Annotated in this window: 23 protein-coding genes; 2 read left to right on the forward strand and 21 right to left on the reverse strand. The window is 61.4% G+C overall.

Annotation, left to right across the window (positions count from 1 at the left end; translation table 11 throughout):
* Positions 1-33 precede the first annotated feature (33 nt).
* From HTA01S_RS19465 to HTA01S_RS19545, 19 genes are all read right to left on the reverse strand, one after another.
* Positions 34-324: an STAS domain-containing protein gene (locus HTA01S_RS19465; RefSeq protein WP_068174414.1), complete on the reverse strand. Its 291-nt coding sequence runs from the start codon at positions 322-324 to the stop codon at positions 34-36.
* Between the two features lie 4 nt (positions 325-328).
* Complete coding sequence (locus tag HTA01S_RS19470; protein ID WP_068174415.1) at positions 329-952, reverse strand: MlaC/ttg2D family ABC transporter substrate-binding protein; 624 nt, start codon at positions 950-952, stop codon at positions 329-331.
* A gap of 121 nt (positions 953-1,073) precedes the next feature.
* Positions 1,074-1,829: an MlaA family lipoprotein gene (locus HTA01S_RS19475; RefSeq protein WP_068174416.1), complete on the reverse strand. Its 756-nt coding sequence runs from the start codon at positions 1,827-1,829 to the stop codon at positions 1,074-1,076.
* Positions 1,830-1,908: 79 nt separating this feature from the next.
* Positions 1,909-2,388 (reverse strand): outer membrane lipid asymmetry maintenance protein MlaD, encoded by a 480-nt coding sequence (gene mlaD / locus HTA01S_RS19480; RefSeq protein WP_068174417.1) that lies wholly within the window; start codon positions 2,386-2,388, stop codon positions 1,909-1,911.
* Positions 2,389-2,406: 18 nt separating this feature from the next.
* The gene (gene mlaE, locus HTA01S_RS19485; RefSeq protein ID WP_068174418.1) at positions 2,407-3,186 is read right to left on the reverse strand and encodes a lipid asymmetry maintenance ABC transporter permease subunit MlaE; all 780 of its coding nucleotides are present in this window, start codon (positions 3,184-3,186) and stop codon (positions 2,407-2,409) included.
* Positions 3,183-3,998 (reverse strand): ABC transporter ATP-binding protein, encoded by an 816-nt coding sequence (locus HTA01S_RS19490; protein ID WP_068174419.1) that lies wholly within the window; start codon positions 3,996-3,998, stop codon positions 3,183-3,185. The genes mlaE and HTA01S_RS19490 overlap by 4 nt, the downstream gene beginning before the upstream one ends.
* Before the next feature lie 78 nt (positions 3,999-4,076).
* Positions 4,077-5,543: a glutamate synthase subunit beta gene (locus tag HTA01S_RS19495; protein WP_068174420.1), complete on the reverse strand. Its 1,467-nt coding sequence runs from the start codon at positions 5,541-5,543 to the stop codon at positions 4,077-4,079.
* Positions 5,544-5,575: 32 nt separating this feature from the next.
* Positions 5,576-10,354 carry a glutamate synthase-related protein gene (locus HTA01S_RS19500; protein ID WP_068174421.1) on the reverse strand — a complete coding sequence of 1,593 codons (4,779 nt, stop codon included), beginning with the start codon at positions 10,352-10,354 and terminating at the stop codon, positions 5,576-5,578.
* A gap of 189 nt (positions 10,355-10,543) precedes the next feature.
* A complete protein-coding gene (locus HTA01S_RS19505; protein WP_068174422.1) occupies positions 10,544-11,248 on the reverse strand; it encodes a transposase in 705 nt (234 codons plus the stop codon).
* A 58-nt stretch (positions 11,249-11,306) separates the two neighbouring features.
* Positions 11,307-11,954 (reverse strand): hypothetical protein, encoded by a 648-nt coding sequence (locus HTA01S_RS19510; RefSeq protein ID WP_068174423.1) that lies wholly within the window; start codon positions 11,952-11,954, stop codon positions 11,307-11,309.
* 104 nt (positions 11,955-12,058) lie between these two features.
* Complete coding sequence (locus HTA01S_RS19515) at positions 12,059-13,312, reverse strand: MFS transporter (protein ID WP_068174424.1); 1,254 nt, start codon at positions 13,310-13,312, stop codon at positions 12,059-12,061.
* 7 nt (positions 13,313-13,319) lie between these two features.
* Positions 13,320-14,492 carry a deoxyguanosinetriphosphate triphosphohydrolase gene (locus HTA01S_RS19520; protein ID WP_068174425.1) on the reverse strand — a complete coding sequence of 391 codons (1,173 nt, stop codon included), beginning with the start codon at positions 14,490-14,492 and terminating at the stop codon, positions 13,320-13,322.
* Positions 14,493-14,580: 88 nt separating this feature from the next.
* Positions 14,581-15,702: a 3-dehydroquinate synthase gene (aroB, locus tag HTA01S_RS19525; protein ID WP_068174426.1), complete on the reverse strand. Its 1,122-nt coding sequence runs from the start codon at positions 15,700-15,702 to the stop codon at positions 14,581-14,583.
* 120 nt (positions 15,703-15,822) lie between these two features.
* Entirely contained in the window at positions 15,823-16,377 is a 555-nt protein-coding gene (locus HTA01S_RS24855; RefSeq protein WP_084236354.1) for a shikimate kinase, read from the reverse strand.
* A 556-nt stretch (positions 16,378-16,933) separates the two neighbouring features.
* Entirely contained in the window at positions 16,934-19,051 is a 2,118-nt protein-coding gene (gene pilQ / locus HTA01S_RS19530) for a type IV pilus secretin PilQ (RefSeq protein WP_068174427.1), read from the reverse strand.
* A gap of 38 nt (positions 19,052-19,089) precedes the next feature.
* A complete protein-coding gene (locus HTA01S_RS24860) occupies positions 19,090-19,593 on the reverse strand; it encodes a pilus assembly protein PilP (protein ID WP_407656125.1) in 504 nt (167 codons plus the stop codon).
* Between the two features lie 53 nt (positions 19,594-19,646).
* Positions 19,647-20,330 (reverse strand): type IV pilus inner membrane component PilO, encoded by a 684-nt coding sequence (locus HTA01S_RS19535; protein ID WP_068174428.1) that lies wholly within the window; start codon positions 20,328-20,330, stop codon positions 19,647-19,649.
* Positions 20,331-20,347: 17 nt separating this feature from the next.
* Positions 20,348-20,956, reverse strand: a complete 609-nt coding sequence (locus HTA01S_RS24865) for a PilN domain-containing protein (RefSeq protein WP_084236313.1) — start codon at positions 20,954-20,956, stop codon at positions 20,348-20,350.
* A complete protein-coding gene (locus HTA01S_RS19545; protein ID WP_068174582.1) occupies positions 20,953-22,032 on the reverse strand; it encodes a pilus assembly protein PilM in 1,080 nt (359 codons plus the stop codon). Before HTA01S_RS19545 ends, HTA01S_RS24865 begins: the two co-directional genes overlap by 4 nt.
* A 268-nt stretch (positions 22,033-22,300) precedes the next feature.
* On the opposite strand from HTA01S_RS19545, the gene HTA01S_RS19550 reads away from it, so the two are divergent.
* Entirely contained in the window at positions 22,301-24,727 is a 2,427-nt protein-coding gene (locus HTA01S_RS19550; RefSeq protein WP_084236315.1) for a penicillin-binding protein 1A, read from the forward strand.
* On the opposite strand, the gene cyaY is transcribed toward HTA01S_RS19550, so the two are convergent.
* Positions 24,717-25,046 carry an iron donor protein CyaY gene (gene cyaY / locus HTA01S_RS19555; RefSeq protein ID WP_068174430.1) on the reverse strand — a complete coding sequence of 110 codons (330 nt, stop codon included), beginning with the start codon at positions 25,044-25,046 and terminating at the stop codon, positions 24,717-24,719. The two genes, HTA01S_RS19550 and cyaY, sit on opposite strands and share 11 nt — an antisense overlap.
* Before the next feature lie 15 nt (positions 25,047-25,061).
* Here cyaY and lptM point away from each other — a divergent pair, with 15 nt between their 5' ends.
* Positions 25,062-25,355, forward strand: a complete 294-nt coding sequence (gene lptM, locus HTA01S_RS19560; RefSeq protein ID WP_068174431.1) for an LPS translocon maturation chaperone LptM — start codon at positions 25,062-25,064, stop codon at positions 25,353-25,355.
* A gap of 136 nt (positions 25,356-25,491) precedes the next feature.
* Here lptM and HTA01S_RS19565 read toward each other — a convergent pair whose 3' ends face one another.
* Positions 25,492-26,112, reverse strand: coding sequence for a protein-methionine-sulfoxide reductase heme-binding subunit MsrQ (locus HTA01S_RS19565; protein WP_068174432.1), 621 nt, complete (start codon positions 26,110-26,112; stop codon positions 25,492-25,494).
* Between the last annotated feature and the right edge of the window lie 96 nt (positions 26,113-26,208).

Consider the following 26,208-nt stretch of genomic DNA (forward strand, 5'->3'; position numbering starts at 1 on the left):
CGTGACTGCCGCAGACGGCCGAGGTCGCCCAGGTCAGGCCTGCAACAGCTCGGCCACCCCGTAGAGCGTCACCAGATCACGCAGCCTCTGCGGCCAGTGCTGGATCTGCAGCGTCTTGCCTTGCGCCAAGAGGCTGCGCCGCAGTTCCAGCAACACCGCCACGGCCGAGGAGTCGAAGGCCTGCAACGCGCTCGCATCGACCAAGGCGGTGGTGCCGGGCTGCGCAGCCACTTCGCGTTCGAGCTGCCCCAGCGCCACCACCGCATCATCCAGGGTCAGACGCTGCGGCAAACTGGCCACCGGTGCGGAACTGCTGTCGTTCATCGTCTCAGCCCGCCTTGGTTCCGGCCTTGTTGCGCTGCACCAGCGTGGCGATCAGTCCGTCAATGCCCTTGGCGTTGATTTCCTGCGCGAACTGGGTCCGGTAGGTCTCCACCAGCCACACACCGAGCACGTTGAGGTCATAGATTTTCCAGCCGTCGGCCGTCTTCTCCAGGCGGTAGTCGAGCTGGATCGGCTCGCCCCGGCCCCGCACTTCCGAGCGCACCACCACTTCCGTGTCCTCGGGCTTGGCGCGCAAAGGACGGAAGCTCAGCGTTTGGTCCTTGACCTCACCCAGGGCACCGGAATAGGTGCGCACGAGCAGGGTCTTGAACTCGTCCTGCAGCTGCTTTTGCTGCTCGGGCGTGGCCTGCCGCCAGTGGCGACCCACGGCGGAAGCGGTCATGCGCGAGAAGTTCACGCTGGGCATGATCTTGCTGTCGACCAGGGCGACGATGCGGTTGACATCGCCTTTCTGGATCGCCGGATCGGCCTTCACAGCGGCCATCACATCGCCTGAAATGCGTTTGACCAGTGCGTCAGGAGCCTCGTCGGCGGCAAAGGCCAGGGGGCTGGCAACCAGCGCCACGGCGGCGAGCAGGTGGGAAAGGCATTCGCGTCGTTGAATCATTTGGGTTTCCTTTCGGTACGGGCTTGCACACCGGTGTGCAGTGACCCGCTAGAACAGGACTCTACGGTACCGGCTCCCGGCGTATGTGTCCTGTGTGTAATTGTTTCGTGTCGAAATGCTGTCAGTCGGCCGTTTCGCCGCCGGACCCATTCTTCAGACCAATGCCCTTGTCGATCAGGTCCTCGACCTGGCTCTCGCGCCGCTGCAGATAGACGTCCCGCGTGAAGCTGTACTTGTCCAGCGCGGCGCCATCCAGCATGGTGCTGGCCCGAAGCAGGTTGGCCCGGGTCTCGATCGCACGCAATCCATACAGCGTGTTACGCAATGGCACGTCGGAAATGCCCATCACCAGATCACCACGGGACTCTATGCTGAACCCGGCCGCGTCCCGGAGCGAGGACGGCCCGAACACGGGCAGCACCAGATAAGGACCGGAAGGAACACCCCAACGTCCCAAGGTCTGCCCAAAATCGAGCCGCGTGCGTTCGATGCCCATCTCGGACGCGATGTCGAGCACACCGGCCAAGCCAAAGAAGGTGTTCACATTGAAGCGCAGGAAGTTCTCCGATGCCTCGCGCGGGCGCAACTGCAGTGCCGCGTTGACGAACGACCAGGCATCACGCAAGTTTTCGAAGAAGTTGCTCACCCCCGTACGCACCAGATCGGGGGTCACGTCCCGGTACACCGTCGCAACCGGCTTGAGCACCGCCCCGTCAACCGCGTCGTTGAACTCCGTCACCTTGCGGTTGAAGGGCTCCCAGGGGTCACGCGGATTGCCCCCGTCCCGGGTGGCGCAGCCCCCCAGGGCCAGCAGCAGCATGGCCACAGCCACGCAGCGCGAGCTGCGGCCCAGATGATCGTTGGATGTGTTGTTCATGTTCCTGCTCCCGTGCATAGGCATGGCCGCCATCACCATGTACTGCGAGCAGCGGCATGGTCACGCGCGCCGGACTTGCTCACTGCGCCTTCTTTTCGCCGCCGTCGGCCGCCTTGTCGAACAGAAACTGACCGATCAGGTTTTCAATCACCAACGCCGACTGCGTCTGCGTGATCACGTCGCCCGCCGCCAGGTTCTTGGTGTCACCGCCCGGCTCGATGCCGATGTACTGGTCACCCAACAAACCAGAAGTGAGGATCTTGGCCGACGAATCCTTGGGAAACACCACGCTCTGCTTGATCTCCAGCGTGGCCACACCCTGGTAGGTCTGGGTATCGAGGACGACACTGGTCACCCGGCCAACATTCACGCCTGCCGAGCGCACCGGAGCGCGCGCCTTCAGACCGCCAATGTTGTCAAACCGTGCTTGCACCACGTAGGTGGCCCCACCGTTGGAAAAGCTGGCCAGGTTGGCCGCCTTCAGGGCCAGGAACAGCAGGCCCAGCGCGCCGAGCACGACAAACAGGCCAACAAAGATTTCAGTGCTTCTTTTGTTCATACGTAAGCTGCTCAATGATCAGGGGGTCGAGAACATCAGGGCGGTGAGGATGAAGTCCATCGCCAGCACACCCAGGGAGGCGGTCACCACGGTACGGGTGGTTGCGTAGGCCACACCCTCTGGCGTGGCCTCGGTTTCATAGCCCTGGTACAGCGCCACCGCCGTGCAGATGACGCCAAACACCGCGCTCTTGACCACACCGTTGCCCACGTCGCGCCAGACGTCAACGCCGTTTTGCTGGATCGACCAGAAATTGCCGGCGTCAATGCCGATCAAACCCACCGCGACGACCCAGGCGCCCAGGATACCGATGGCGGAAAACAACGCGGCCAACAACGGCATCGCGATGACACCGGCAATGAAGCGCGGCGCCAGCACCCGCTTGCGCGGATCGATCGCCATCAGCTCCATGGCAGCGATCTGCTCGCCCGCCTTCATGAGACCGATTTCCGCGGTGAGCGAGGTGCCTGCCCGGCCCGCGAACAGCAGCGCCGTGACCACGGGGCCCAATTCGCGCACCAGCGACAGGTTGACCACCAGCCCCAGGGACTCGGCCGCCCCGAAATTGGTGAGGGTGTTGTAGAGCTGCAGCGCCAGCACGAAACCCACCGCCAGACCCGAGGCCAGGATGATCACCAGCGAGCGGTTGCCGATGGCGTGGATCTGTGTCACGACCAGACCAAAGCGGGCCAGTCCGGCCGGCACCGCCCTGAGCAGTTCGATGAAAAACACGGCGCCATGTCCCCAGGCCGCGAACACATCCAGGGCGCGACGGCCCAGTTGCTGCAAGGCGTTCATCGCGAAGCCTCCAGGCCGAAATCGACCGCCACCGGTGGCGCCGGGTAATGGAACTTGACCGGCCCGTCGGGCTCTCCGCGCACGAACTGCCGCACCTCGGGTTCGGTGCTGGCCATCAGTTCAGCGGGCGTGCCCTGGGCCACGATGCGCCCGCCGGTGGCCAAGAGCACCACCCAGTCGCTGATGGCCATGCACTGGGGCACGTCGTGCGAAATAAGCAGCGTGGTGGTCCCGGTGACGTCGGTCAAGGTGCGGATCAGCTTGGCGGTGACACCCATGGACACCAGGTCCAGCCCGGCGAAGGGCTCGTCGTACATGATGAGTTCCGGGTCCAGCGCGATGGCACGGGCCAGCGCAATGCGCCGCGCCATGCCACCCGACACCTCGCTGATGCGCAGACCCGCCGCGCCCCGCAGGCCCACCGCATGGAGCTTCATCAGCACGATGTCGCGGATCAGGGCCTCGGGCAGATCGGTCATCTCGCGCAGTGGGAAGGCCACGTTGTCGAACACCGAAAGGTCGGTGAACAGGGCCCCGAACTGGAACAGCATGCCCAGGCGACGGCGCAAGCGGAACAGCTGGGTCTTGTTCCCGGCATCCACGACTTCACCATCAAACACCACGCGCCCGCTGTTGGGGGCGTGCACGCCGCCGATCAGACGCAGCAAGGTGGTTTTGCCACAGCCGGAGCCCCCCAGCACCGCCGTGACCTTGCCGCGCGCGAATTGCAATGAGACGTCGTTCAATATGGTTCGGCGGCTGTCGTAGCCGAACGTCACATGATCAATTTCAATGAAGGGGGATTCGCTCATGGGACCCAAGAAAAATGAGCGCGCATTGTCGCACGCCGGCCCATCTCCCTCTTATCCCATCACTTACACCAAGATTGCTCAACGTGGTAGATCGGAAAACCCCATGAGGAATTCGTCGACCGAGCGTGCGGCTTGCCGACCTTCGCGGATCGCCCACACCACCAGGCTCTGCCCACGGCGCATGTCGCCAGCGGCAAACACCTTGGACACGTTGGTGGCATAGCCACCGGTGAAATCGGTCGTGGCCTTGGCGTTGCCGCGTGCGTCCTTGTCCACGCCAAAGGCGTCGAGCACGGTGGCGACCGGGTTCACGAAACCCATGGCCAGCAGCACCAGATCGGCCTTGTATTCCTTCTCGGTGCCGGGAATCTCGACCAGCTTGCCGTCCTTCATTTCGACGTGCACGGTGGTCAGACCGGTGACCTTGCCTTTTTCGCCCTTGAAGGCTTTGGTGGAAATGGCGAACTCGCGGGTACAACCCTCTTCGTGGCTGGAGCTGGTGCGCAGCTTGAGCGGCCAGTAAGGCCACACCAGCGGCTTGTTCTCCTGCTCGGGGGGCTGGGGCATCACCTCGAACTGGGTCACGCTGACGGCGCCGTGGCGGTTGCTGGTGCCCACGCAATCGCTGCCGGTGTCGCCACCGCCGATCACGATCACGTGCTTGCCATCCGCGCGCAACTGGCCCTTGAGCTTGTCGCCCGCGTTGACCTTGTTCTGCTGCGGCAGAAACTCCATGGCGAAGTGGATGCCGTCAAGATCGCGGCCGGGCACAGGCAGGTCGCGGCTCTGCTCGGAGCCACCGGTCAGCAGCACGGCGTCAAAGTCCTTCTGCAGCTGTTCGGCCGAGACGGTTTCCTTGGCCCAGTTGGTGACTTTGCTGTCCTTGGGCAACGCTCCGACCAGCACGCCGGTGCGGAACACCACGCCTTCGGCCTTCATCTGCTCGACGCGACGGTCGATGTGGCTCTTCTCCATCTTGAAGTCGGGAATGCCGTAGCGCAGCAGGCCCCCGATGCGGTCGTTCTTCTCGAACAGGGTCACGTCGTGGCCCGCGCGCGCCAGTTGCTGGGCCGCGGCCATGCCGGCCGGGCCGGAGCCGACCACAGCCACCTTCTTGCCGGTCTTGATCCTGGCCGGCTGCGGCTGCACCCAGCCTTCGGTCCAGGCGCGGTCGATGATGGCGTGCTCGATAGACTTGATGCCCACCGCATCGTCGTTCACGTTGAGCGTGCAGGCGGCCTCGCACGGCGCAGGGCAGATGCGGCCGGTGAACTCGGGGAAGTTGTTGGTGCTGTGCAGCACGGCAATGGCGTTCTTCCAGTCGCCCTGGTACACCAAGTCGTTGAAGTCCGGAATGATGTTGTTGACCGGGCAGCCGCTGTTGCAGAACGGCGTGCCGCAGTCCATGCAGCGCGCCGCCTGCACCTTGGATTGCCCCTCATCGAGGCCAACCACGAATTCCTTGTAGTGCTTCAGACGCTCGGGAACGGGCTTGTAGCCCTCTTCCAGACGCTCGTATTCCATGAAGCCGGTGACTTTTCCCATGATGTTGGTCCTTCGTATCCGTGTGTCTGGGCTTACTTGGCGGCGACCGTGGCCTGCTTCGCCGCGCCCTGGGCCTTGGTGGTGACGGCAGCGGCCGTCTTGCGGGCGGCGATCTCGCCCAGCGCACGCTTGTATTCGTTCGGGAAGACCTTCACGAACTTGCCGCGCGACTCGACCCAGCTGTCCAGCAGTTCGCGCGCACGCTTGCTGCCGGTCCAGCGGTTGTGCTCCTCCAGCAGCTTTTTCAATTGCGCTTCGTCAGCCAGCCCGCGATGCCAGATGGCCTTGTCCATCGTGACTTCCTGCTCGGCCGTGCTCAGCACCTTTTCCAGGCTGACCATGGCGGGGTTGCAGCGTTTGGCGAACTGACCGTCTTCGTCGTAGACATAGGCGACACCGCCGCTCATGCCGGCGGCGAAGTTGCGGCCGGTCTTGCCCAGCACCACCACGGTGCCGCCGGTCATGTATTCACAACCGTGGTCGCCCGTGCCTTCCACCACCGCGGTGGCGCCGGAGAGGCGCACCGCGAAGCGCTCGCCGGCCACGCCGCTGAAAAAGGCCTCGCCGGTGGTGGCGCCATACATCACGGTGTTGCCCACAATGATGTTGCGCGCCGCTTCGCCGCGGAAGTCAATGCTGGGACGCACCACCACGCGGCCGCCCGAGAGGCCTTTGCCGGTGTAGTCGTTGGCGTCCCCGATCAGGTACAGCGTGATGCCGCGAGTGAGGAAGGCGCCAAAGGACTGGCCACCCGTGCCTTCGAGCTGGATGCGGATGGTGTCGTCCGGCAGACCTTCGGGGTGCACCTGGGTCACCGCGCCCGAGAGCATCGCGCCCACGGAGCGGTTCACGTTGCGCGCCACCTCGATGAACTGCACGCGCTCACCCTTGTCGATGGCAGGACGCGACTTCGCGATCAGGATGTTGTCGAGCGACTTCTCCAGACCATGCTCCTGGTTCTGCGTGTGCAGGCGCGGCACGTCGGCGGGAGCCGCCGGCATGGCCAGCAGGCGACCGAAGTCCAGGCCCTTGGCTTTCCAATGCTCGATGCCCTGCTTCATGTCCAGCAGGTCAGCGCGGCCGATCAGCTCGTCGAACTTGCGGATGCCCAACTGCGCCATGATCTGGCGCGCTTCTTCGGCGATGAAGAAGAAGTAGTTGACGACATGCTCGGGCTTGCCGGTGAATTTCTTGCGCAGCACCGGGTCTTGCGTGGCCACCCCCACCGGGCAGGTGTTCAGGTGGCACTTGCGCATCATGATGCAGCCCTCCACCACCAGCGGCGCGGTGGCGAAACCGAACTCGTCGGCGCCCAGCAGACCGCCGATGACCACGTCGCGGCCGGTCTTCATCTGGCCGTCGGCCTGGACGCGGATGCGGCTGCGCAGGCGGTTGAGCACCAGGGTCTGCTGGGTTTCGGCCAGGCCGATTTCCCAGGGCGAACCGGCGTGTTTGATGGACGACCAGGGCGAGGCGCCCGTGCCGCCGTCGTGACCGGCGATCACCACGTGGTCGGCCTTGCACTTGGCCACGCCCGCGGCGATGGTGCCGACGCCGATTTCCGACACCAGCTTGACGCTGATGGAGCTGTGCGGCGCCACGTTCTTCAGGTCGTGGATCAGTTGGGCCAGGTCTTCGATGGAGTAGATGTCGTGGTGCGGCGGCGGACTGATGAGGCCCACGCCCGGCACGCTGTGGCGCAGCTTGCCGATGTAGTCCGACACCTTGCCGCCGGGCAGCTGGCCACCTTCGCCGGGCTTGGCGCCCTGGGCCATCTTGATCTGAATCTGGTCGGCGCTGTTGAGGTATTCGGCGGTCACACCGAAGCGGCCCGAGGCGACCTGCTTGATGCGCGAGCGCATCGAGTCGCCCTCTTGCAGCACGTAGTCCACCTCGAAGGTGTCCTTGCCCAGCAGGTCGGACATGGTCTGGCCCTGCTTGATCGGGATGCCCTTGAGTTCGTTGCGGTAGCGCAGCGCGTCTTCGCCGCCTTCGCCGGTGTTGCTCTTGCCGCCGATGCGGTTCATGGCCACGGCCAGCGTGGCGTGGGCCTCGGTGGAGATCGAGCCCAGCGACATGGCGCCGGTGGCGAAGCGCTTGACGATCTCCTTGGCGGGCTCCACCTCGTCGATCGGGATCGCCTTGCTGGGGTCGATCTTGAATTCGAACAGGCCGCGCAGCGTCATGTGGCGACGGTTCTGGTCGTTGATGATCTGGGCGTATTCCTTGTAGGTGTTCCAGTTGTTGGAGCGCGTGCTGTGCTGCAGCTTGGCGATGGCGTCGGGCGTCCACATGTGCTCTTCACCACGCGTGCGCCAGGCATATTCGCCGCCGGTGTCCAGCATGGTGGCCAGCACCGGGTTGTTGCCAAAAGCGGCCTTGTGCATGCGCAGGGCTTCTTCGGCGATTTCGAACACGCCGATGCCCTGCACCCGGCTGGCGGTGCCGGTGAAGTACTTGTCGACCGTGTCGCTGGACAGGCCGATGGCTTCGAACAGCTGGGCGCCGCAGTAGGACATGTAGGTGGACACGCCCATCTTGGACATGATCTTGGACAGTCCTTTGCCGATCGCCTTGACGTAGTTGGTGATCGCCTTGTCGGCACTCAGGTCGCCCGGCAGGTCCTTGCTGATGGCCGCCAGGGTCTCCATGGCCAGGTAGGGGTGCACGGCTTCGGCGCCGTAACCGGCGAGCACGGCGAAATGGTGCACTTCACGCGCCGTGCCGGTTTCGACCACCAGACCGGCCGAGGTACGCAGACCCTCGCGCACCAGATGCTGGTGGATGGCGGACAGCGCCAGCAGCGCGGGAATGGCCACCTGGGTGGCGCTGATGCCGCGGTCGCTGACGATCAGGATGTTCTTGCCGCCCTTGATCGCGTCCACCGCCTCGGCGCACAGCGAAGCCAGCTTGGCCTCGACCCCGGCACGCCCCCAGAACACCGGGTAGGTGATGTCCAGCGTATGGCTGTGGAACTTGCCCTGCGTCACGACATGGATGTCGCGCAGCTTGGCCATGTCGGCGAAGTCCAGCACGGGCTGGCTCACCTCCAGGCGCATGGGCGGGTTGACGTGGTTGATGTCCAGCAGGTTGGGCTTGGGGCCGATGAAGGACACCAGCGACATCACGATGGCTTCGCGGATCGGGTCGATCGGCGGGTTCGTCACCTGGGCGAACAGCTGCTTGAAGTAGTTGTAGAGCGGCTTGTCCTTGTCGGACAGCACGGCCAGCGGGCTGTCGTTGCCCATGGAGCCGATGCCCTCCTCGCCATTGGTGGCCATGGGGCTCATCAGGAATTTGATGTCTTCTTGCGTGTAGCCAAAAGCCTGCTGGCGGTCCAGCAGTTCGGGCGTCACGGATTCCATGCCTGCGGTCTGCGGCTCGGTCGCGTCGATGCGCTGCTCTTGCGCCGCCTCACCCGCCACGGGGCTGTCCACATCGTCCAGGCGGATGCGCAGGTTGTCGATCCACTGCTTGTAGGGCTTGTTGTTGGCGAGGTTGGCCTTGAGCTCCTCGTCGTCGATCATGCGACCCTGTTCCAGGTCGATCAGGAACATCTTGCCGGGCTGCAGGCGCCACTTGCGCACGATCTTGTTTTCCGGCACCGGCAGCACGCCGGACTCGGAACCCATGATCACGAAGTCGTCGTCGGTGATGCAGTAGCGCGAGGGACGCAGGCCGTTGCGGTCCAGCGTGGCGCCGATCTGGCGGCCGTCGGTGAACACGATGGAGGCCGGGCCATCCCAGGGCTCCATCATGGCGGCGTGGTATTCGTAGAAGGCCTTGCGGCGCTCGTCCATGGTGGTGTGCTGCTCCCACGGCTCAGGGATCATCATCATCACCGCCTGGGCCAGCGGGTAGCCGGCCATGGTGAGCAGTTCCAGGCAGTTGTCGAAAGTGGCGGTGTCCGACTGGTTCGCAAAGCTGATCGGGTACAGCTTCTGCAAGTCGGCCCCCAGCACCGGCGAGGACATCACGCCTTCGCGCGCCTTCATCCAGTTGTAGTTGCCCTTGACGGTGTTGATCTCACCGTTGTGCGCCACATAGCGGTAGGGATGGGCCAACGGCCACTCGGGGAAGGTGTTGGTGGAAAAGCGCTGGTGCACCAGACCCAGGGCCGAGACGCAACGCGCGTCCTGCAGGTCCTTGTAATAGGTGCCCACCTGATCGGCCAGCAACAAGCCCTTGTAGATCACGGTGCGGCTGCTCATGCTCACCACGTAATACTCTTTGCTGTGCTTGAGCTTGAGCGACTGGATGTGAGCGCTGGCTGTCTTGCGGATCACATACAGCTTGCGCTCCAGCGCGTCCTGCACGATCACGTCGTTGCCACGCCCGATGAACACCTGGCGCAGGATGGGCTCCTTTTCGCGCACGGTCGGCGACATCGGCATGTCCCTGTTCACCGGCACGTCGCGCCAGCCCAGCAGGACCTGGCCTTCGTTGGCGATGGCACGCTCCATCTCCTGCTCGCAGGCCAGCCGCGATGCATGTTCCTTGGGCATGAAGATCATGCCGACGCCGTATTCGCCCGGTGCCGGCAGGGTCACGCCCTGAGCGGCCATTTCTTCGCGGTACAGGGCATCGGGCAGCTGGATCAGGATACCGGCACCGTCGCCCATGAGCTTGTCGGCCCCCACCGCGCCCCGATGGTCCAGGTTTTCCAGGATTTTCAGACCCTGCTGCACGATGGCATGGCTTTTTTCGCCCTTGATATGGGCCACAAAGCCGACACCGCAGGCGTCGTGTTCGTGGGCCGGGTCGTACAGACCCTGTTGCTGGAGTTGCTGCTGCTCGGCTGCCGTGGTCATGGCGCTTCCTTTTCGATTCAAGGGCGTGACAAAAATACGCGGGATGCGAAGCATAGTGCATTGCAACAACGATGCCAAGCATTTTAATTAGGGTCAGATTCCAATAATGTCATCATGAACAACATGTCTGAGTAATTAGGGACATATCAAAATCGGGCGAAATGGCGCTGATCGGAAGGACGAGCACCCTCACCCTTCGCCAAGCGGCGATTTCAAGCTCGGTCGTCCGGACTTGGCCTTGCTGACCCGTCGATCGGTCAGTTTTTGCAGCTCTTGCACAAACGCCGGCTCCCCGAGCGCCCAACCATGCAAGGTCGCACCCACGATGGCCTCCTGCTGCTGCGTCGTCAACCCCGAACGCACCATGTCGGCGTACGCAACCTCCCGGGCAAATGGTGTGTTGCCCAGGCTCCAGTACAAAGGATGCGGCGTGATGCCGCGATCGTGGGACTGACCGATGTAGTGGCGGTGGCTGGACCAGGCGTAGGCGGCAGGCTCAGCCACCAGGCCCGCTCGCACCGGATTCAGATCCAGATAGGCCATGCAGGCCAGCAAGTACCGCTCAGTCTGCACCAGGGTGGACTTGTACCGCCCTTCCCACAGCGTGCCGGTGCGCGCGTGCTGGGCATTGAAGTAGCGCACATAGCGCCGACCGATCGCCTGCATCATCAGCGGCACGCCGCCCGGCGTCTCTGGCGTGAGCAGCAGGTGGAAATGGTTGTCCATCAGCACCCAGGCGTGCAGCGCCACCTGGTGCTTGCGGGCGTTTTCCCAGATCAGGTCCAGCAGCATCTGCCGGTCCGCATCGGTCAACACGATGGGCTGGCGGTTGTTGCCACGCTGGATGACGTGGTGCGGATAGCCCGGCAGGGTCAGGCGGGGAAGACGGGCCATGTTGAACGGAGCCGGCAGTGAATCTGGCCCCGATTATGGGACCCCGTCCCGCGGTTCGTCACAGGAACAGGCTGGGCTCTCCCACGATGAGCTTGGCCAGCTCGTCCAGCACCGCCGTGGTCCATTGATCGGCGGCGTAGCGGGTCGTCGCGATCTCCAGCCCGCTGACGCAGGCCAGCCGCACGTCCAACACCGCGTTGTCGTGGTCCGCCGTGATCAACACGCTGGCCCGGGAGGCGAGCTCGTGTTCAAACACAATGAGCTGTATCCGGTGGGTGTCCGGGTGGCGCTGCTCGCGCCGTTCGTGGGGCACATGGCCCGCGCGCAGGCGGCGTTCGACCCGCTCCAGGTCGGGCGGAAAGTTCACCGCCACGCTGCCTTTGGCCGCACCGCCCTCGCGCGGCTCCAGGCGCCAACCCAAGGCCAGGTAGTCAAACACCTCTTTGTCGCGCAGGAGCTTCTTGCGGGCGTCGAAGCGAAAGTCGGTCTGCTTCATGGCCGGCCAGGGTGTCTTGCCATCCAGGCTCAGCTGCGCCGCGGCCGGCTCGATCACATTGAGTTGGCGCGGCAGTTCTGTGAGGTAATGCCAGGCGGTCTTGCAGGCGGCCTCGGTGGCGGCAACGTTGGCCTCAAGGTGCTGGAGGTCTACCTCCTGCTGCGACTGCAGCGATTTCGCCTGCTGTTTGAGCTGATTGAGAAAGCTCATGCGTGATTCCCTGTGAGCATGAGAGCCGGTCCTTGTGTTGAGCGGTATGGATGAGGACAGGCGGACAGCGGGAAAGTTTAGCCGCTCGAACGCCCACTCGGGGACTACAGGGTCACCGCAGATGGGCGTCGCTCCCAGGCGCGCTGCAGTTGGTACGCCAGCACGACGCCCAGCAACGAACAAGCCCCGGTGACCACCCAGGTCCATTGCCACCCTCCGGCCTGCATCGCCAGCCAGGCCACCACCGGAGGCCCCAGAAACTGCCCCAGCGAAGAGAACTGCTGCATCCAGCCCACGGTGGTGGACACCGTGTCTTTGCCAGGGGCCAGCACCACCGCCAGCCCAAAGAGGGTGCCTGGGATCAGGCCACCCACCCCCGAGAACAACAAGACGGCCAGGTATTGCCAGACCGGATGCCCCACCGCGCCGAACGCCACGACAGCGCCCAACGCCATGGCGAAGTAGCCGAGCGACAACACCACGCCGGGCCGGGTGCCGCGCGACATCCAGCGGCCGGCTCCGATGTTGCCCAGCATGTTGATCCCCGCCGCCAGTGCCGTGAGCAGCCCCACCGTGTGGCCGCTGTAGCCCGCCTGGCTGTAGATGGTGGGCAGAAACCCCACCACCGCCAGCCATTGCCCGGAATAGAGAAAAAACGCCAACGCCACCATCCAGGGGCCGGACGCGCCCAAGGTCTGACGCAACCTGGGCCACCAGGCGGCGGGTCTGCGGGGCTGTACTCCGTCGCCCACCCCTATGGAAACAACACCATCGGCGGGCACTCGCAGCGCCAGCAACGCTGCCGCCATGAGCGTGAGCACCGCCAGCCCCAGCCAGACCCAGCGCCACCCCAGCACCGACAACAGCGGCGCACCCAGCAACAGCGCCAGCGCCGTACCCAGCGGCATGTAGGCACCCCACCACCCGAGCGCGCGCGACAGTGTGTGCGGGTGGTGCACGTGTTGGCGCAGCAGACCGGGCGCAGGCAGGACCGCCAGCAAGAACCCCAGCCCCTCCAAGACCCGCGTGCCCAACAGCACCGACACATCTGGCGCCCATGCGCCCAGGGCGCTGCCCAGCGCAAGCAACAGCAAGCCGGCGAGCATCACCCGCCGGGGCCCCAGGCGATCGGCGCTCAGCCCGACGATCAACCCGAGCGTCATGCCCGCGAGCTGCACCAGGGACAGCAGGAATCCCGCTTGCACCAGACCCAGCCCCAGCGCGTCGCGCAGCGCCGGAATGGCCACCGGCAGCTTGCCCACGTGCAGCGCGCTGCACACCCCCACACCCACCACCACGGCCGCCAACTGTGCGGAGGTACGTGACGAGCGGGCGTCGGAAGTGGCTACCGCTGGCATCAGGCGATCAAGGGAAGAGCGATGCACCACTCAGGCGTTCGTGCTCGCGAATGGCGAAACGGTCCGTCATGCCGGCGATGTAGTCGGCCACGGCCCGCGCCAGATGCTCACTTCGTGCATGGGCATCGGGCAACTCGGTGGGCTGTTGCATGTAGAAGGCAAACAGCTCGGTCACCACACGCCGCGCCCGATCGGTGGTCTCCATGACCTGAGGATGGCGGTACAAGTTGCGCAACAAGAAGCCCTTGAGCACCTGCGAACGGGCGCCCATGTCGACCGAGAACGCCACCAACGGTCCACGAGCACGCACGGCATCCACGCTGTCCACGCCGGACACCTCGATACGCTCCCGCGTGGTGTCGATCACGTCGTAGACCTGATCGCTCAGCATGAGGCGGATCGATTCGAACAACAGACGCCGCCCACCCAACTGCGGGTGGGCCGACAAGGCCTGTCGGTGGTATTGCTCGAACAAGGGCACTTCGTCCAGTTGCTCCAGGGTGAGAAGCCCCGAGCGCACACCATCGTCGATATCGTGCGCGTTGTAGGCGATCTCATCGGCCAGGTTGCAGAGCTGCGCCTCCAGCGAGGGCGAACCACCTTGCAGAAAGCGCTGTGCCACACCACTCGCATCCTGCGCGTGCAAGCGTTGTGCGTTTGCGCGCGAGCAGTGTTTGAGGATGCCCTCGCGGGTCTCGAACGTCAGATTCAATCCGTCGAAGGCCGGGTAGCGCTCTTCCAGCTTGTCCACGACACGCAGACTCTGCAGGTTGTGCTCGAAGCCCCAGCCCCCATCCGAACCGGCATCCACGGTCGTCCCGACCGGCGTCAGCGCCTTCATGCAGGTGTGCAGGGCATCCTGACCGGCATGACCAAATGGCGTGTGCCCCAGATCGTGCGCGAGCGCAATCGCCTCGACCAGATCTTCGTTCAGACGCAGCGACCGTGCAATGCTGCGTCCGAGTTGCGCGACCTCCAACGAATGGGTCAGACGTGTGCGAAACAGATCGCCTTCGTGGTTCAGAAAGACCTGGGTCTTGTAGACCAGACGGCGAAACGCGGTGCTGTGGATGATGCGGTCTCGGTCGCGCTGAAAAGCCGTGCGCGTGGGGGCCTCGGGCTCGGGAAACCGCCGGCCACGGCTGCGCTCCGGATGGCTGGCATACGCGGCCAGTCCCATGGAGCCCCCAACCTCGATCAACGCCGCGCCCCTCGCCAGTACCGCGCAAGCCCGCCCATCCAACCGGAACAGAACCCGGTGCGGATGCTCATGCGTGGCAGCTCGTTTCAATCACCTCGGCCACGACGTGGTCGGGCGCACCTCGCACCAGGGCGTTCCCGGACCCGTCGATGAGAACGAACTTGATTTCACCGGCCTCGGACTTCTTGTCCACCCGCATCAAAGCCAGGTAACGGCCAGCGTTGTCAGCCCCGTCCAGCACCGGCGCCACCACCGGCAAGCCCACGCGTTCTATCAAGCGCGTCAGTCGCACCACGAAACCGTCCTCCACCAGTCCCAGGCGCTGCGAAAGCCGGGCCGCCATCACCATGCCACAGCCCACCGCCTCACCATGCAGCCACCGCCCATAGCCCATGCCCGCCTCGATGGCATGCCCAAAGGTGTGTCCAAAGTTGAGAATGGCCCTCAGGCCCGATTCGCGCTCGTCCTGCCCCACCACATGCGCCTTGATCTCGCAACTGCGCCGCACCGCGTAAGCCATCGTTGCAGGGTCCCGGGCCAGCAGTTCGGCCACATGCGCCTCCATCCACTCCAGGAACGCCATATCAGCGATCGGCCCGTATTTGATGACCTCGGCCAAACCGGCGCTGAGTTCACGCGGCGGCAGGGTATTGAGCGTGTCCAGATCGCAGATGACCCGTTGGGGCTGGTAGAAAGCCCCGATCATGTTCTTGCCCAGCGGATGGTTGATGGCGGTCTTGCCCCCCACCGACGAATCCACCTGCGCCAACAGCGTGGTGGGCACCTGCACGAATGGCACACCCCGCATATAGCTCGCTGCCGCGAACCCGGTCATGTCGCCGACCACACCGCCACCCAGTGCAAACAGCACGGTCTTGCGATCACATCCGTGGCGCAACAGGGCATCGAAAATGAGATTGAGCGACTCCCAGGTCTTGAAGGCCTCACCATCGGGCAGGGTCACCACGTGGATGGTGTCAAAGTGGGAAGCTAGCGCAGTCTGCAAGCGCAGCAGATAAAGCGGCGCCACCGTCTCATTCGTCACGATGACTGCGCTGGCTGCTGTCGGCAAGCCCGCATAGCTTGAGGATGCGTCCAGCAGCCCTGGGCCAATCACGATGCTGTAGCTGCGATCACCCAGATGAATCTGGACCTGCTCGCTGGGAGATGAGAGTGTCTGGTGCTGCATAGCCCATGAGTTTAGAGCCTGCTCAGCCGCAAGACCTAGCCTGAGGCAATATCGAGGCAAACCAGACGAAACAGGAGACAAGGCACACGGCCACGGGCTCCCGTTTGGCCCAGAAGCCCATCACCCGTTGTCAGCCTCGCTACCAGCGGGTTGCGATCCACCGGATATGCCAGCCATATCCAGCTGCATCATGATCATGTTGACCAGTGTCGAAACCGAGGGTCGCCCCGTTTCAACCACGTAGTGTGCCGTTTCCCTATACAAAGGATCACGCACAGTGTACAGATCTCGCAAGCGCTGCAGCGGATCCGCAACCTGCAGCAATGGACGGTTTCGATCGTGCCGAAGGCGGCGATAGACTTCTTCGGGGGTCGAGCGCAAGTACACGACATGCCCCCTTTCTCGCAGATGCAACCGGTTCATCGACCTCAAAACCGAGCCACCACCAGTGGATAGCACGCAGGCAGAACCTTGGGTCAACTCATCCAACACCGCCTCTTCCACATCTCGAAAGCGATTCTCGCCCTCTCGCTCGAAAAACTCACGGATCGAGCAACCCAAGCGCTGCTCGATCACATGGTCAGAATCAAAAAAGGGGAGCGCCAGACGGCGGGCAAGCTGCCGGCCTACGGTCGATTTACCAGACCCTGGCAAACCGACCAAGGAGATCAGCACGTCAGCCTGCACAACGGAAACGACTTAACCACACCCAGAAAACCTTATGATCGATCAAATTAAATGGACACCACAGAATAGTCAATTCAAAATTGATCGATATTAATCAATGAAAATTGATTACTCTTCCGCCGCAGCTTCCTCTTCAACAGTGACCTCAACAACGGTTGACCTAGAGTGGTAATCAAGCACCAGTACCCCAACCCCATCCATACAGCCTCCCAATGTCGTGATCTTGAACACAGGGTCCTTCCCCGTGACTTCTGTTCGATCCAACCCTATCGAGTCAGGCGAAGGATTATGAATCCTAAATGGAGGAGTCCCTCCAATGATGGTTACCAAGGTTTCACCACCAGCCCCACCCCCAACCTTACACGAAGAGTTTCCTGCTGGTGTACTCCATTTAATCTCCGAGGGATTCGTGGAGAATTCACCGGTATCGCCAGCGACATCCCCACCTCCCCCGCAAGAGGCCAGCACACCAGCAACCAAGAGCACCCCAGACACTTTCAACCAGTTCATACCGTATATCCTTTGCTTCGCCCGTACAACGCAATTACCGAGTCACACCACGATCAGAAATGGTCCGCGGCGTGATGAAGATCAACAACTCCGACTTGTTCGCCGTTTTGCTCTTGTTCTTGAACAAATTTCCCATGAACGGAATATCTCCCAGCAGCGGCACCTTGGTCACGTCATCAATTTCGATCTGCTCAAATATGCCACCGATTACCACGGTCCCGCCATTTTCAATCAGCACCTGAGTTTGCACATGTTTGGTATTGATCGCGATGCCTGCGGTCGTGGTTTCACCTCGGCTATCTTTATTGATATCAACATCCAAAATGATGCTCCCTTCCGGAGTGATCTGTGGCGTGACTTCAAGCTTAAGATTTGCCTTGCGAAAGGCAATCGCCGTAGCACCACTTGAAGTGGCTGTCTGATATGGATATTCTGTGCCTTGCTCGATCAATGCTTTGACCTGATCTGCAGTAACCACCCGCGGGCTTGACACAATTTTTCCTCGTCCATCAGCCTCAAGTGCCGATATCTCAAGGTTCAGGAACCGATTGGCAGCGGAGCTAAAAAGAGACAGGGCAAATGCGGCCGGCTGAAAACCACCAGCGCCAGTGGACGGCAGATTCACAAAGCTGGTGTTGAGGGTATTGAGCACGTTTTCAGACTCGACCGTCGTGCTAGACACGGCGTTATAGCTGCCGCCTATTGCAACCCGATTTGCACCACCAACACTGTACCCCGGCTCGCCACCTCTGACACCTCGCAAATCACTCCCCCCAAGTCGAACCCCCAAAGATCGCCCGAAACGATCATCCGCCTCAACAATTCGCGCCTCAATAAGCACCTGCCGGACGGGTATGTCAAGCTTAGCGATGAGCTGCTGAACTTGCTCCAGTTTGGAAGGAATATCGGTCACAAAAAGCTGGTTCGTTCTGGGTTCAGCGATCACGCTACCCCGAGTGGAAAGCATTCTTGCGCTGCCCTCGCCGGCAGCACCCGTGCTTGCCGCCGCCAATTGCGCTGCGATATCGCTCGCCTTGGCATAGTTCATCTGGAAGCCCTGTGTCCTCAAAGTTTCCAGACTCTCTATCGACACTTTGGATTCAAGCTCTTGCTTTTCGCGCGCAGCAATCTCGTCTTTCGGGGCGATCCAGAGTACGTTGCCAGACTTCCGCATGCCAAGACCTTTGGCCTGGAGAATGATGTCCAGCGCTTGATCCCAAGGGACGTCCTTCAGACGCAACGTCACAGCACCCGTCACCGAGTCTGAAGTCACCACGTTGAAATTGGTGAAGTCAGCGATCACCTGCAACAATGAGCGCACTTCGATATTCTGAAAGTTGAGGGACAGCTTCTCGCCGTTGTACCCAGGGCCTTGGGTAAGCTTAGAGGGATCAACTTTCTGCTCTCGAACCTCCAGCACGAACTGGTTGTCGCTCTGGTAGGCCGAGTGCTCCCAGTTCCCCCTAGGGGTGACTACCATGCGGACACGATCACCACTTTGACTGGAAGTCACGGTTTGCACTGGGGTACCAAAATCGGTCACATCCAACTTGCGGCGCAACCCTTCAGGCAATGAAGTCTTCAGGAACTCGACCACCAAGTCCTGTCCCTGCTGCCGAATATCTACACCGACCTGATTGTTCGCGAGATCTACAACAATTCGACCAGAATTGCCGACGCCACGGCGGAAGTCAATATCCTTCAGGGGGGCCACATCGCGATTCTGGTTTTCCGCAAACACCACCTGTGCACTCGTTGGGGCAGGAACCCCAGATTGCGATTTTTCAAGCAAAACTACCAGAGATCGCCCGTCTACCTTGGCGTGGTAGGCGGATGGGTTTTTCAAGTTAATAACGACTCGGGTCCGATCGCCAACCTGAACAACATTGGCCGAACGGACATTGCCGTGATTGAGTTCAATGACATTCCGTCCAATTCCATTTATCACACCCGGAAAATCAAGTGCAATGCGCGCGGGGGACTGTATCGCAAAACCTGCAGGAACACCGGACAGAGGCTCCGCGGTATCAATCCGCAAGACCTCGACCCCACCCTGAACACTTGCAGTCAGGGATTGAATCGCATTCTGCGCGTGCGCAAAAAAAGAAGAGGACGCCAAGCAGATAGAAGCAATTATTTTGACCATTTTCATATCAACCACCTTCCGGTCTGTTGCATTTTTAGACTCAATCATTTACTTACATCCTCTTGTAACTGCAACGCCGAAGTACGCTCAATCCATTCACCAGCAGCATCTTGAACAATTTCACGCAGCACAACTTCTGCCTCGTTAATGCGAAGCACTCGACCGTAATTCTGTCCAAGATAGCTACCGACCTTCACCTGATAAAGCAGGCTATCGACCTTGACCAATGCAACCAGCTGCCCCTGTCGCGTGAGGCTTCCGACCATCGACATGGTGTCCAAGGGAAAGGACTCAAGTGGCTGTTTCCGCCGGTTCAGCTCTGCCTCAATCAACGCAGAGCTACCCGGCGAAGGCCCCTGACTTCCTCGCAATACACTGACAAGCTTTTCAACATCGAATGGATCAGTCTGGTTTTCACCAGAGTAATTTTGAGGAATAAATTTCCCCGGCTCAGGAATGGGTTTGACCTGTGGTCGGATGGAGTTTCGCTCACTTTGCATCCATTGTTGCAATTCTTCCTGCTCAGGAGCACCACACCCTGACAACATCGACAGAAGCGACAGAAGCGACAGCAGCATCAAACCAAATGAAAATCTATGTTTCACTGGGCAGCTCCTTTTTTCTTTGCTGCCGCCTGCTGCTGCATGGTGATCTCTTCCTGATCAAGATAACGGAATGTCTTGGCAGTACCATCCATGACCAACACACCAGCCCGATCTTTTACCGGCTCTAAGGACAAATTATTCAAAGTAACAATGCGCGATAGGTTGGCGATATCTGCCGCAAAAAGCCCTACATCGTGATAGCGCCCAGTCACGCGAACTGTAATCGGCAACTCCGCATAGTATTCCTTGACAATCACTTGACCCGGACGGAACAACTCAAATTGCAGGCTTCGCCCCAGTCCCGCCTGGTTTATATCCGACAATAGAGCGTCCATCTCAGCCTTGCTTGGCAGCTGCTTTTCAAGTTGACTTACGTATTGCTGGACCTGCTCAAGCTGCTTCTTCAGTGCGTCGAGATTGACCGCCTGAACCAGCTTCTTCCGGTAGTCCTCGCGCAGTTGTTCTTCGCGAGCCTTCTCTGCGAGCAACTCCTCATCTATCGATTTAAGCCAAGCAAACCACATGCCGGCGATGACAGCCGCACACACCACCACAAACAGTAGACCACGGGGCAGCAGGGGCCATTGAGACGGATCATTCGGATCAAGTCCCTTGAACTGCCCCTGAATTTTTTCTTGGACCGTTTTCAGATCCAGATTCACTTTGGGTGTTTTAGCCATTGTCTTGTATACCCAGTTCAAACCTTACCCGGAGCCACGCCAGTGTTTTTTTCACCACCAGCAGCAGCTGGTCGTTTGAGCGCAACCCGAATCGTGAACTTTGAGACTCGCCTTTTATCACGATTGGATAGCTCCACAGTGGCAGCAACGATTTCAACCAGATCCGGCTTTTCAAGCCACGAGCTGTTGTTTGCAAGATTGCGCAATAAATCAGAAACCCGCTCTTGGGATTGAGCAATCCCGGTCAATAGAACGCTCTGATTTTCCTGCTTCATGCTGGAGAGGTAAATACCATCAGGCAACTGGGTCACCAGCTCATCCAACAAATGCACCGGCAGATTACGATCTCCCTGAAGATCTTCCACCGCCGTCTGTCTTGCACGCAAAGAAGCGATTTGCGCCTGCAGACTGGCAATATCCTTGATCTCTTCATCCAGCTTTGCAATTTCACCCTGCAGAAAGGTGTTTCGGCCTTGCTGAACGGCGATCTGCCCCTGGTACCAAGTAAATACAGCGCCGCATATCACACCGCCAAGCAAGGCCGACAGACCCAGTTGGGAAAAAAACTGCTCTTTTTGTCTCTTGCGGCTGGCCTCGCGATGAGGCAATAGATTGATCAGAATCATTGATAGAACCTCCGGAGGGCCAGACCGGTCGATGTCAGGTAGGAGGGTGCCTCTCTGCTGATTTTTCGAGCCTGGATGCTGGAGGCCATTTCCATGCCATCAAAAGGATTGATCACCATGCAGGCAAAGGAGGTCTGATGGGTGACCGCCTCCGTCAGGCCCGGAAGTGCAGCACTTCCTCCGGCCAACAGGATGTGATCCACCTTGTTATACGGCGTGCTGGTGAAGAAGAATTGCAAGGCGCGCCCGATCTCCTGCGCCATGCTTTCAATGAAGGGCTCAAGCACCGTTGCCCGGTAGTCCTCCGGCAGATCGCCTGAACGCTTCTTTGCTTCGGCCTCATCGGAGGAGAAGCCGTATTGCCGGACGATCAATTGCGTGAGCTGTGCACCCCCAAAGGCTTGATCGCGCTCGTAGAGCACATCATCGTTGCGCATGACTTGCATGCTGGTGGTCAACGCACCCACCTCAAACAGAGCCACCAAGGAGTCCACGCCCTGGTTGGGCAAGGTCTCAATCACCCGGCCCGCCGCCATGCGCGAAGCATATGACTCCACGTCCATCACCACCGGCTTCAGACCCACCGCTTCGGCGAGCCCCTGTCGATCGGACACTTTTTCCTTCCGCGAGGCGGCAATCAGCACCTCAACATCACCCACAGAGGTGGCGCTGGGCCCGATGACACAGAAGTCAAGACTCACTTCATCCAGCGAGAAGGGAATGTATTGGTTGGCTTCCGACTCCACCTGCGCCTCAAGCTCTTTGTCGGACAATCCGCCTGGAAGGATGATCTTCTTGGTGATCACCGCCGACGCAGGCAATGCCAGGGCAACGTTTTTGGTCTTGCTGCCACTCTTGCGAACCACACGCCGCACCGCCTCGACCACTTCATCGAACTTCTCGATGTTGCCGTCGGTGATCCAGCCCCGCTCCAGAGGCTCCATGGCACAGCGTTCCAGCACCAAGTCTCCCGAGCGGGTACGGGCAAGCTCAACCAGCTTGACACTCGACGAACTGACGTCTATGCCCAGCAACGGTGCCGGTTCCCGGCTGAATAACGAACCCAATGAGATCAAGGAGACCCCCATAAATGGCAGCGCTGCAGGGCGCCAGACTTAAGAATTCACTTGAATGCTAGCAGCAAGCCCCTTGTGCAGCAAAGATTTTTTGTCTTTGAGACAAAAGGAAACGTTGTCAAAAGCATACGCAAAAACCCCCTCTGACCTCCTGCAACATCGGTCGTGCGGCCAGAAATGCACAACAACTCACAATATGACGCACCACAAGGGCGTCCTCGCAACAGCCCGATTTTTATAATCTGACGTCCTCCCCTTGGCCAGCCACATGCCGCTAGACGAAAACCCTGCACCGCGACCCCGTCCTCCCACCCCGCTGCCCGGGCGCGGCATTCTGATCTGGCTGGGCCGGTTGTTGGTCAGACTGGTGGCTGCGTCTGCGGCCGGCGTGATGGCGTTCCTGATGGTGGTGGGTATCGCGCTGGCGGTGGCCTATCCCAATCTTCCGGATGTCGCGGACCTGGCCGACTACCGCCCCAAACTGCCGCTGCGCGTGCTGACGGCGGACGGGCAGCTGATCGGAGAGTTCGGCGAGGAGCGGCGCAATCTGTTGACCATCAACGAAATTCCCGAGGTGGTGAAGAACGCCGTCCTGGCGATCGAAGACGCGCGTTTTTTCGAGCATCACGGCGTGGACTACCGGGGCATGCTGCGCGCGGCACTGGCCAACCTGGGCGAAGCCAAAAGCCAGGGCGCGTCCACCATCACCATGCAGGTGGCGCGCAATGTGTTCCTCTCTGCGGAAAAGAGCTACACGCGCAAGATCTATGAGGTGCTGCTGACGTTCAAACTGGAGCACCAGTTGTCCAAGGAGCAGATCCTTGAGATCTATATGAACCAGATCTTCCTGGGGCAGCGCGCCTATGGCTTTTCGACGGCGGCCCAGACCTACTTTGGCAAGCCACTGAAGGACGTGAGTATCGCCGAGGCAGCCATGCTGGCAGGGCTGCCCAAGGCCCCGTCGGCATACAACCCAGTCACGAACCCGAAGCGTGCGCGCGCCCGCCAGCTGTACATCATCGAGCGCATGAAAGAAAACGGCTTCATCACCCTCGCTGAGGCCGAACAGGCCAAAGCCGAGGAACTCAAGCTGCGATCAATGGGGAGTGTCCGGAGTGAGGTGCACGCCGACTACGTGGCGGAGATGGTGCGGCAGGCGATGGTTTCGCAGTACGGGGATGAGGCCTACACCCGCGGACTGATTGTCACCACCAGTCTGCGTGCGGCCGAACAGGAAGCCGCTTACCGCGCGTTGCGCCAGGGTGTGCTGGACTATGAACGCCGCCAGATCTACCGCGGCCCCGAGCTTTTCATCGATCTGCCGGGCGAAAAGGCGGCGCGCGACGATGCCATCGACGAAGCGCTCAACGAACGCCCGGACAACGACGATCTGATGTCGGCCGTGGTCCTGAGCGCGACCCCGCGCAAGGTGGTGGCAGTGCGTCAGGACGGAGAACCGTTCGAGATCACTGGTGAAGGCTTGAAGCCCGCGCAGTCCGGCCTGTCCGACAAGGCCGGTCCCAACATCAAAATCCGTCCGGGAGCCGTGATCCGTGTGATCAAGACCGGCTCAGACGCCTGGCGCATCACCCAGTTGCCCGAAGTGGAGTCGGCATTCGTGGCACTGGACCCCCGTAACGGGAGGGTGCGGTCGCTGGTGGGTGGGTTCGATTTCCAGAAAAGCAAGTTCAACCACGTGACGCAGGCCTGGCGCCAGCCCGGCTCCAGTTTCAAGCCTTTCATCTACTCCGCCGCGCTGGAAAAAGGCGTCTCGCCCATGACGGTGGTGAATGATGCCCCGTTGTTCTACACGGCGGGACAAACCGGCGGCAAACCCTGGGAGCCTAAAAACTACGACGGCCAGTTTGAGGGACCGATGTCGGTGCGGCGCGCACTGGCCAAGTCCAAGAACATGGTGTCCATCCGTGTGCTGCAACTGGTAGGCACGCAGAGTGCGCAGGCCTGGGTCACACGGTTTGGCTTCGACGCCGACAAGCACCCGCCCTACCTCACCATGGCGCTGGGTGCGGGCGCGGTCACACCGATGCAGATGGCCACCGGCTACGCCGTGTTTGCCAACGGTGGCTACCGGATCGCGCCCACGCTGATCACCAGCGTGGTCGAACAAAAGGGCAAGGTGCTGTTTGAAGCGCCCGAACCCGCCCCGAGTGAATCGCATCGCGCCATTGACGCACGCAACGCCTATCTGATGAGCAGCCTGCTGCAGGAAATCACCCGCACCGGCACCGCAGCCAGAGCCCAGGCCACGCTCAAGCGCCCCGATCTCTACGGAAAGACCGGCACCACCAACGACTCCGTGGACGCGTGGTTTGTCGGCTACCAACCCACCGTGGTCGCGGCAGCCTGGGTCGGCTACGACAATCCGCGCAATCTGGGCAGCCGTGAAACGGGGGGGGGCCTCAGCCTGCCGATCTGGATCAAGTACATGTCGGAAGCGCTCAAAGGGGTGCCGGTCGCGGAATACACCCCGCCTCCGGGTCTGATCAATGTCGGTGGCGAATGGTATTACGAAGAATATGGCCCCGGGCGCGGGGTGCATGGGCTGGGTCTGCAGGACCCTTGGCCCGGAGCGGTCACAGGCAATGGTGACGCCGAACCGGCGACCGGTGATGACACTGCGGCCAAGCCTCAGTCAGAAGACCGTCGCAGCATCCTGGATCTCTTCAGGAACTGAAGGTCAGCGACTGTCCCGACTGCTCACTGGCGTAGCGGGAAAGGTGGGCGAAGAATTCGCCCTGCCCCTTGGTATCCATCCAGGCCTGGCCATCGTACCGGTAGTGGAACCCACCTGCGCGGGCTGCCATCCACACCTCCTGCAGAGGCTTTTGCAGGTTCACGATGATCTGGCTGTGGTTCGCAAACGTGATGGTGATCATGCCGCCCACCCGCTGGTTGTCGATGTCGGCATCGGTCAGCTCGTTGATGCGGTCACAGGCCAGCTCAATGGCCACCAACAAGGCTTCCGCTCGATCCAGATACTCGGTGTCGGTCATTACAATGCAATCACTATGAAGATATCCCGAATTCTAGGTGCCATTCCTGCCCACACGCGCATCGTGGGCGGCGCGCTCCTGATTGCGCTGAGCCTGTTGAGCGCGGGCTGCGGTCAAAAGGGCCCTCTGTATCTGCCTAGCCCCACAGCAGCCAAGCGCCCCACGCCGGTGAAGCCGGTGCTGCCCGTGGAAAAAAGCCCGGCCGTGATCAGCCCGAGCCCGGCAGAGGTCGTGCCTGAGGAAGCCGTGCCTGAAGAGAGCACCCCGGCGGAGACCAGCACAGAGCCCGCCACCGAAACCACGCGCTGATTCCCCGTTGGTCGCTGATGGGTAGCGCAGAGCGCTGCCAAGCGGATGGCCGGAGACCTGTTCCGGTTGGACCCGAAAGTCCGGTTGCCGCCTGGCTGCACCACGAACAGCACGGGCGCCACCACTCCACTCTCTTTCAGTGGCGTGCGCGCAGTCTGAAGCGCCGCCACAACCGCCAGGCCAGCAGCGCTCCAAGCAGGGAGGCGTATACAGCCACGTCGGCAAAATCGTTCTTGCCGCTGCGCATCCAGAAAAAATGCAGCACCGCCAGCACCGCTACCATGTACACCCCACGGTGCAAGGCCTGCCAGCGCCGGGCGCCCAGGATCCGGATGGCCCGGTTGAACGATGTGGCGGCCAGCGCCACCAGCAGCACCCACGACACCATGCCGACCAGGATGAACGGACGCTTGACCACATCCGCCACGATCTCGACCCCTTCGAACCCCATGTCGAACCAGGCGTAGGCCAACAGGTGCAGGCACACGTAGAAAAAAACAAACAGGCCGATCATGCGCCGCAGACGGGCCAGCGCCGACCAGCCGGTGAGTTCGCGCAAGGGTGTGACGGCCAGTACCAGCACCAGAAAGCGCAAACTCCAGTCGCCCAATGACCGGATCAGCGCCTCCGCCGGGTTGGCCCCGAGGTGGTTGTTCAGTGCGGCCCAGAACAACCAGACGGCTGGCAGGCAACCCAGCACAAACAACGTCGGCTTGACCGTGCCATGCGAAAGCCAGCGATTCGCGCGAGAAGGCATAGCGCGCACGGCGGCGGTCGAGTTGGAAGGCAGTGACTGGGAAACCGTTACGCCGCGCATGGGGATCGAGAGCTGGGTGAGAGGTCGATGTGGCGG

Source organism: Hydrogenophaga taeniospiralis CCUG 15921, from assembly GCF_001592305.1.
Taxonomy (GTDB): Bacteria; Pseudomonadota; Gammaproteobacteria; order Burkholderiales; family Burkholderiaceae_C; genus Hydrogenophaga; species Hydrogenophaga taeniospiralis.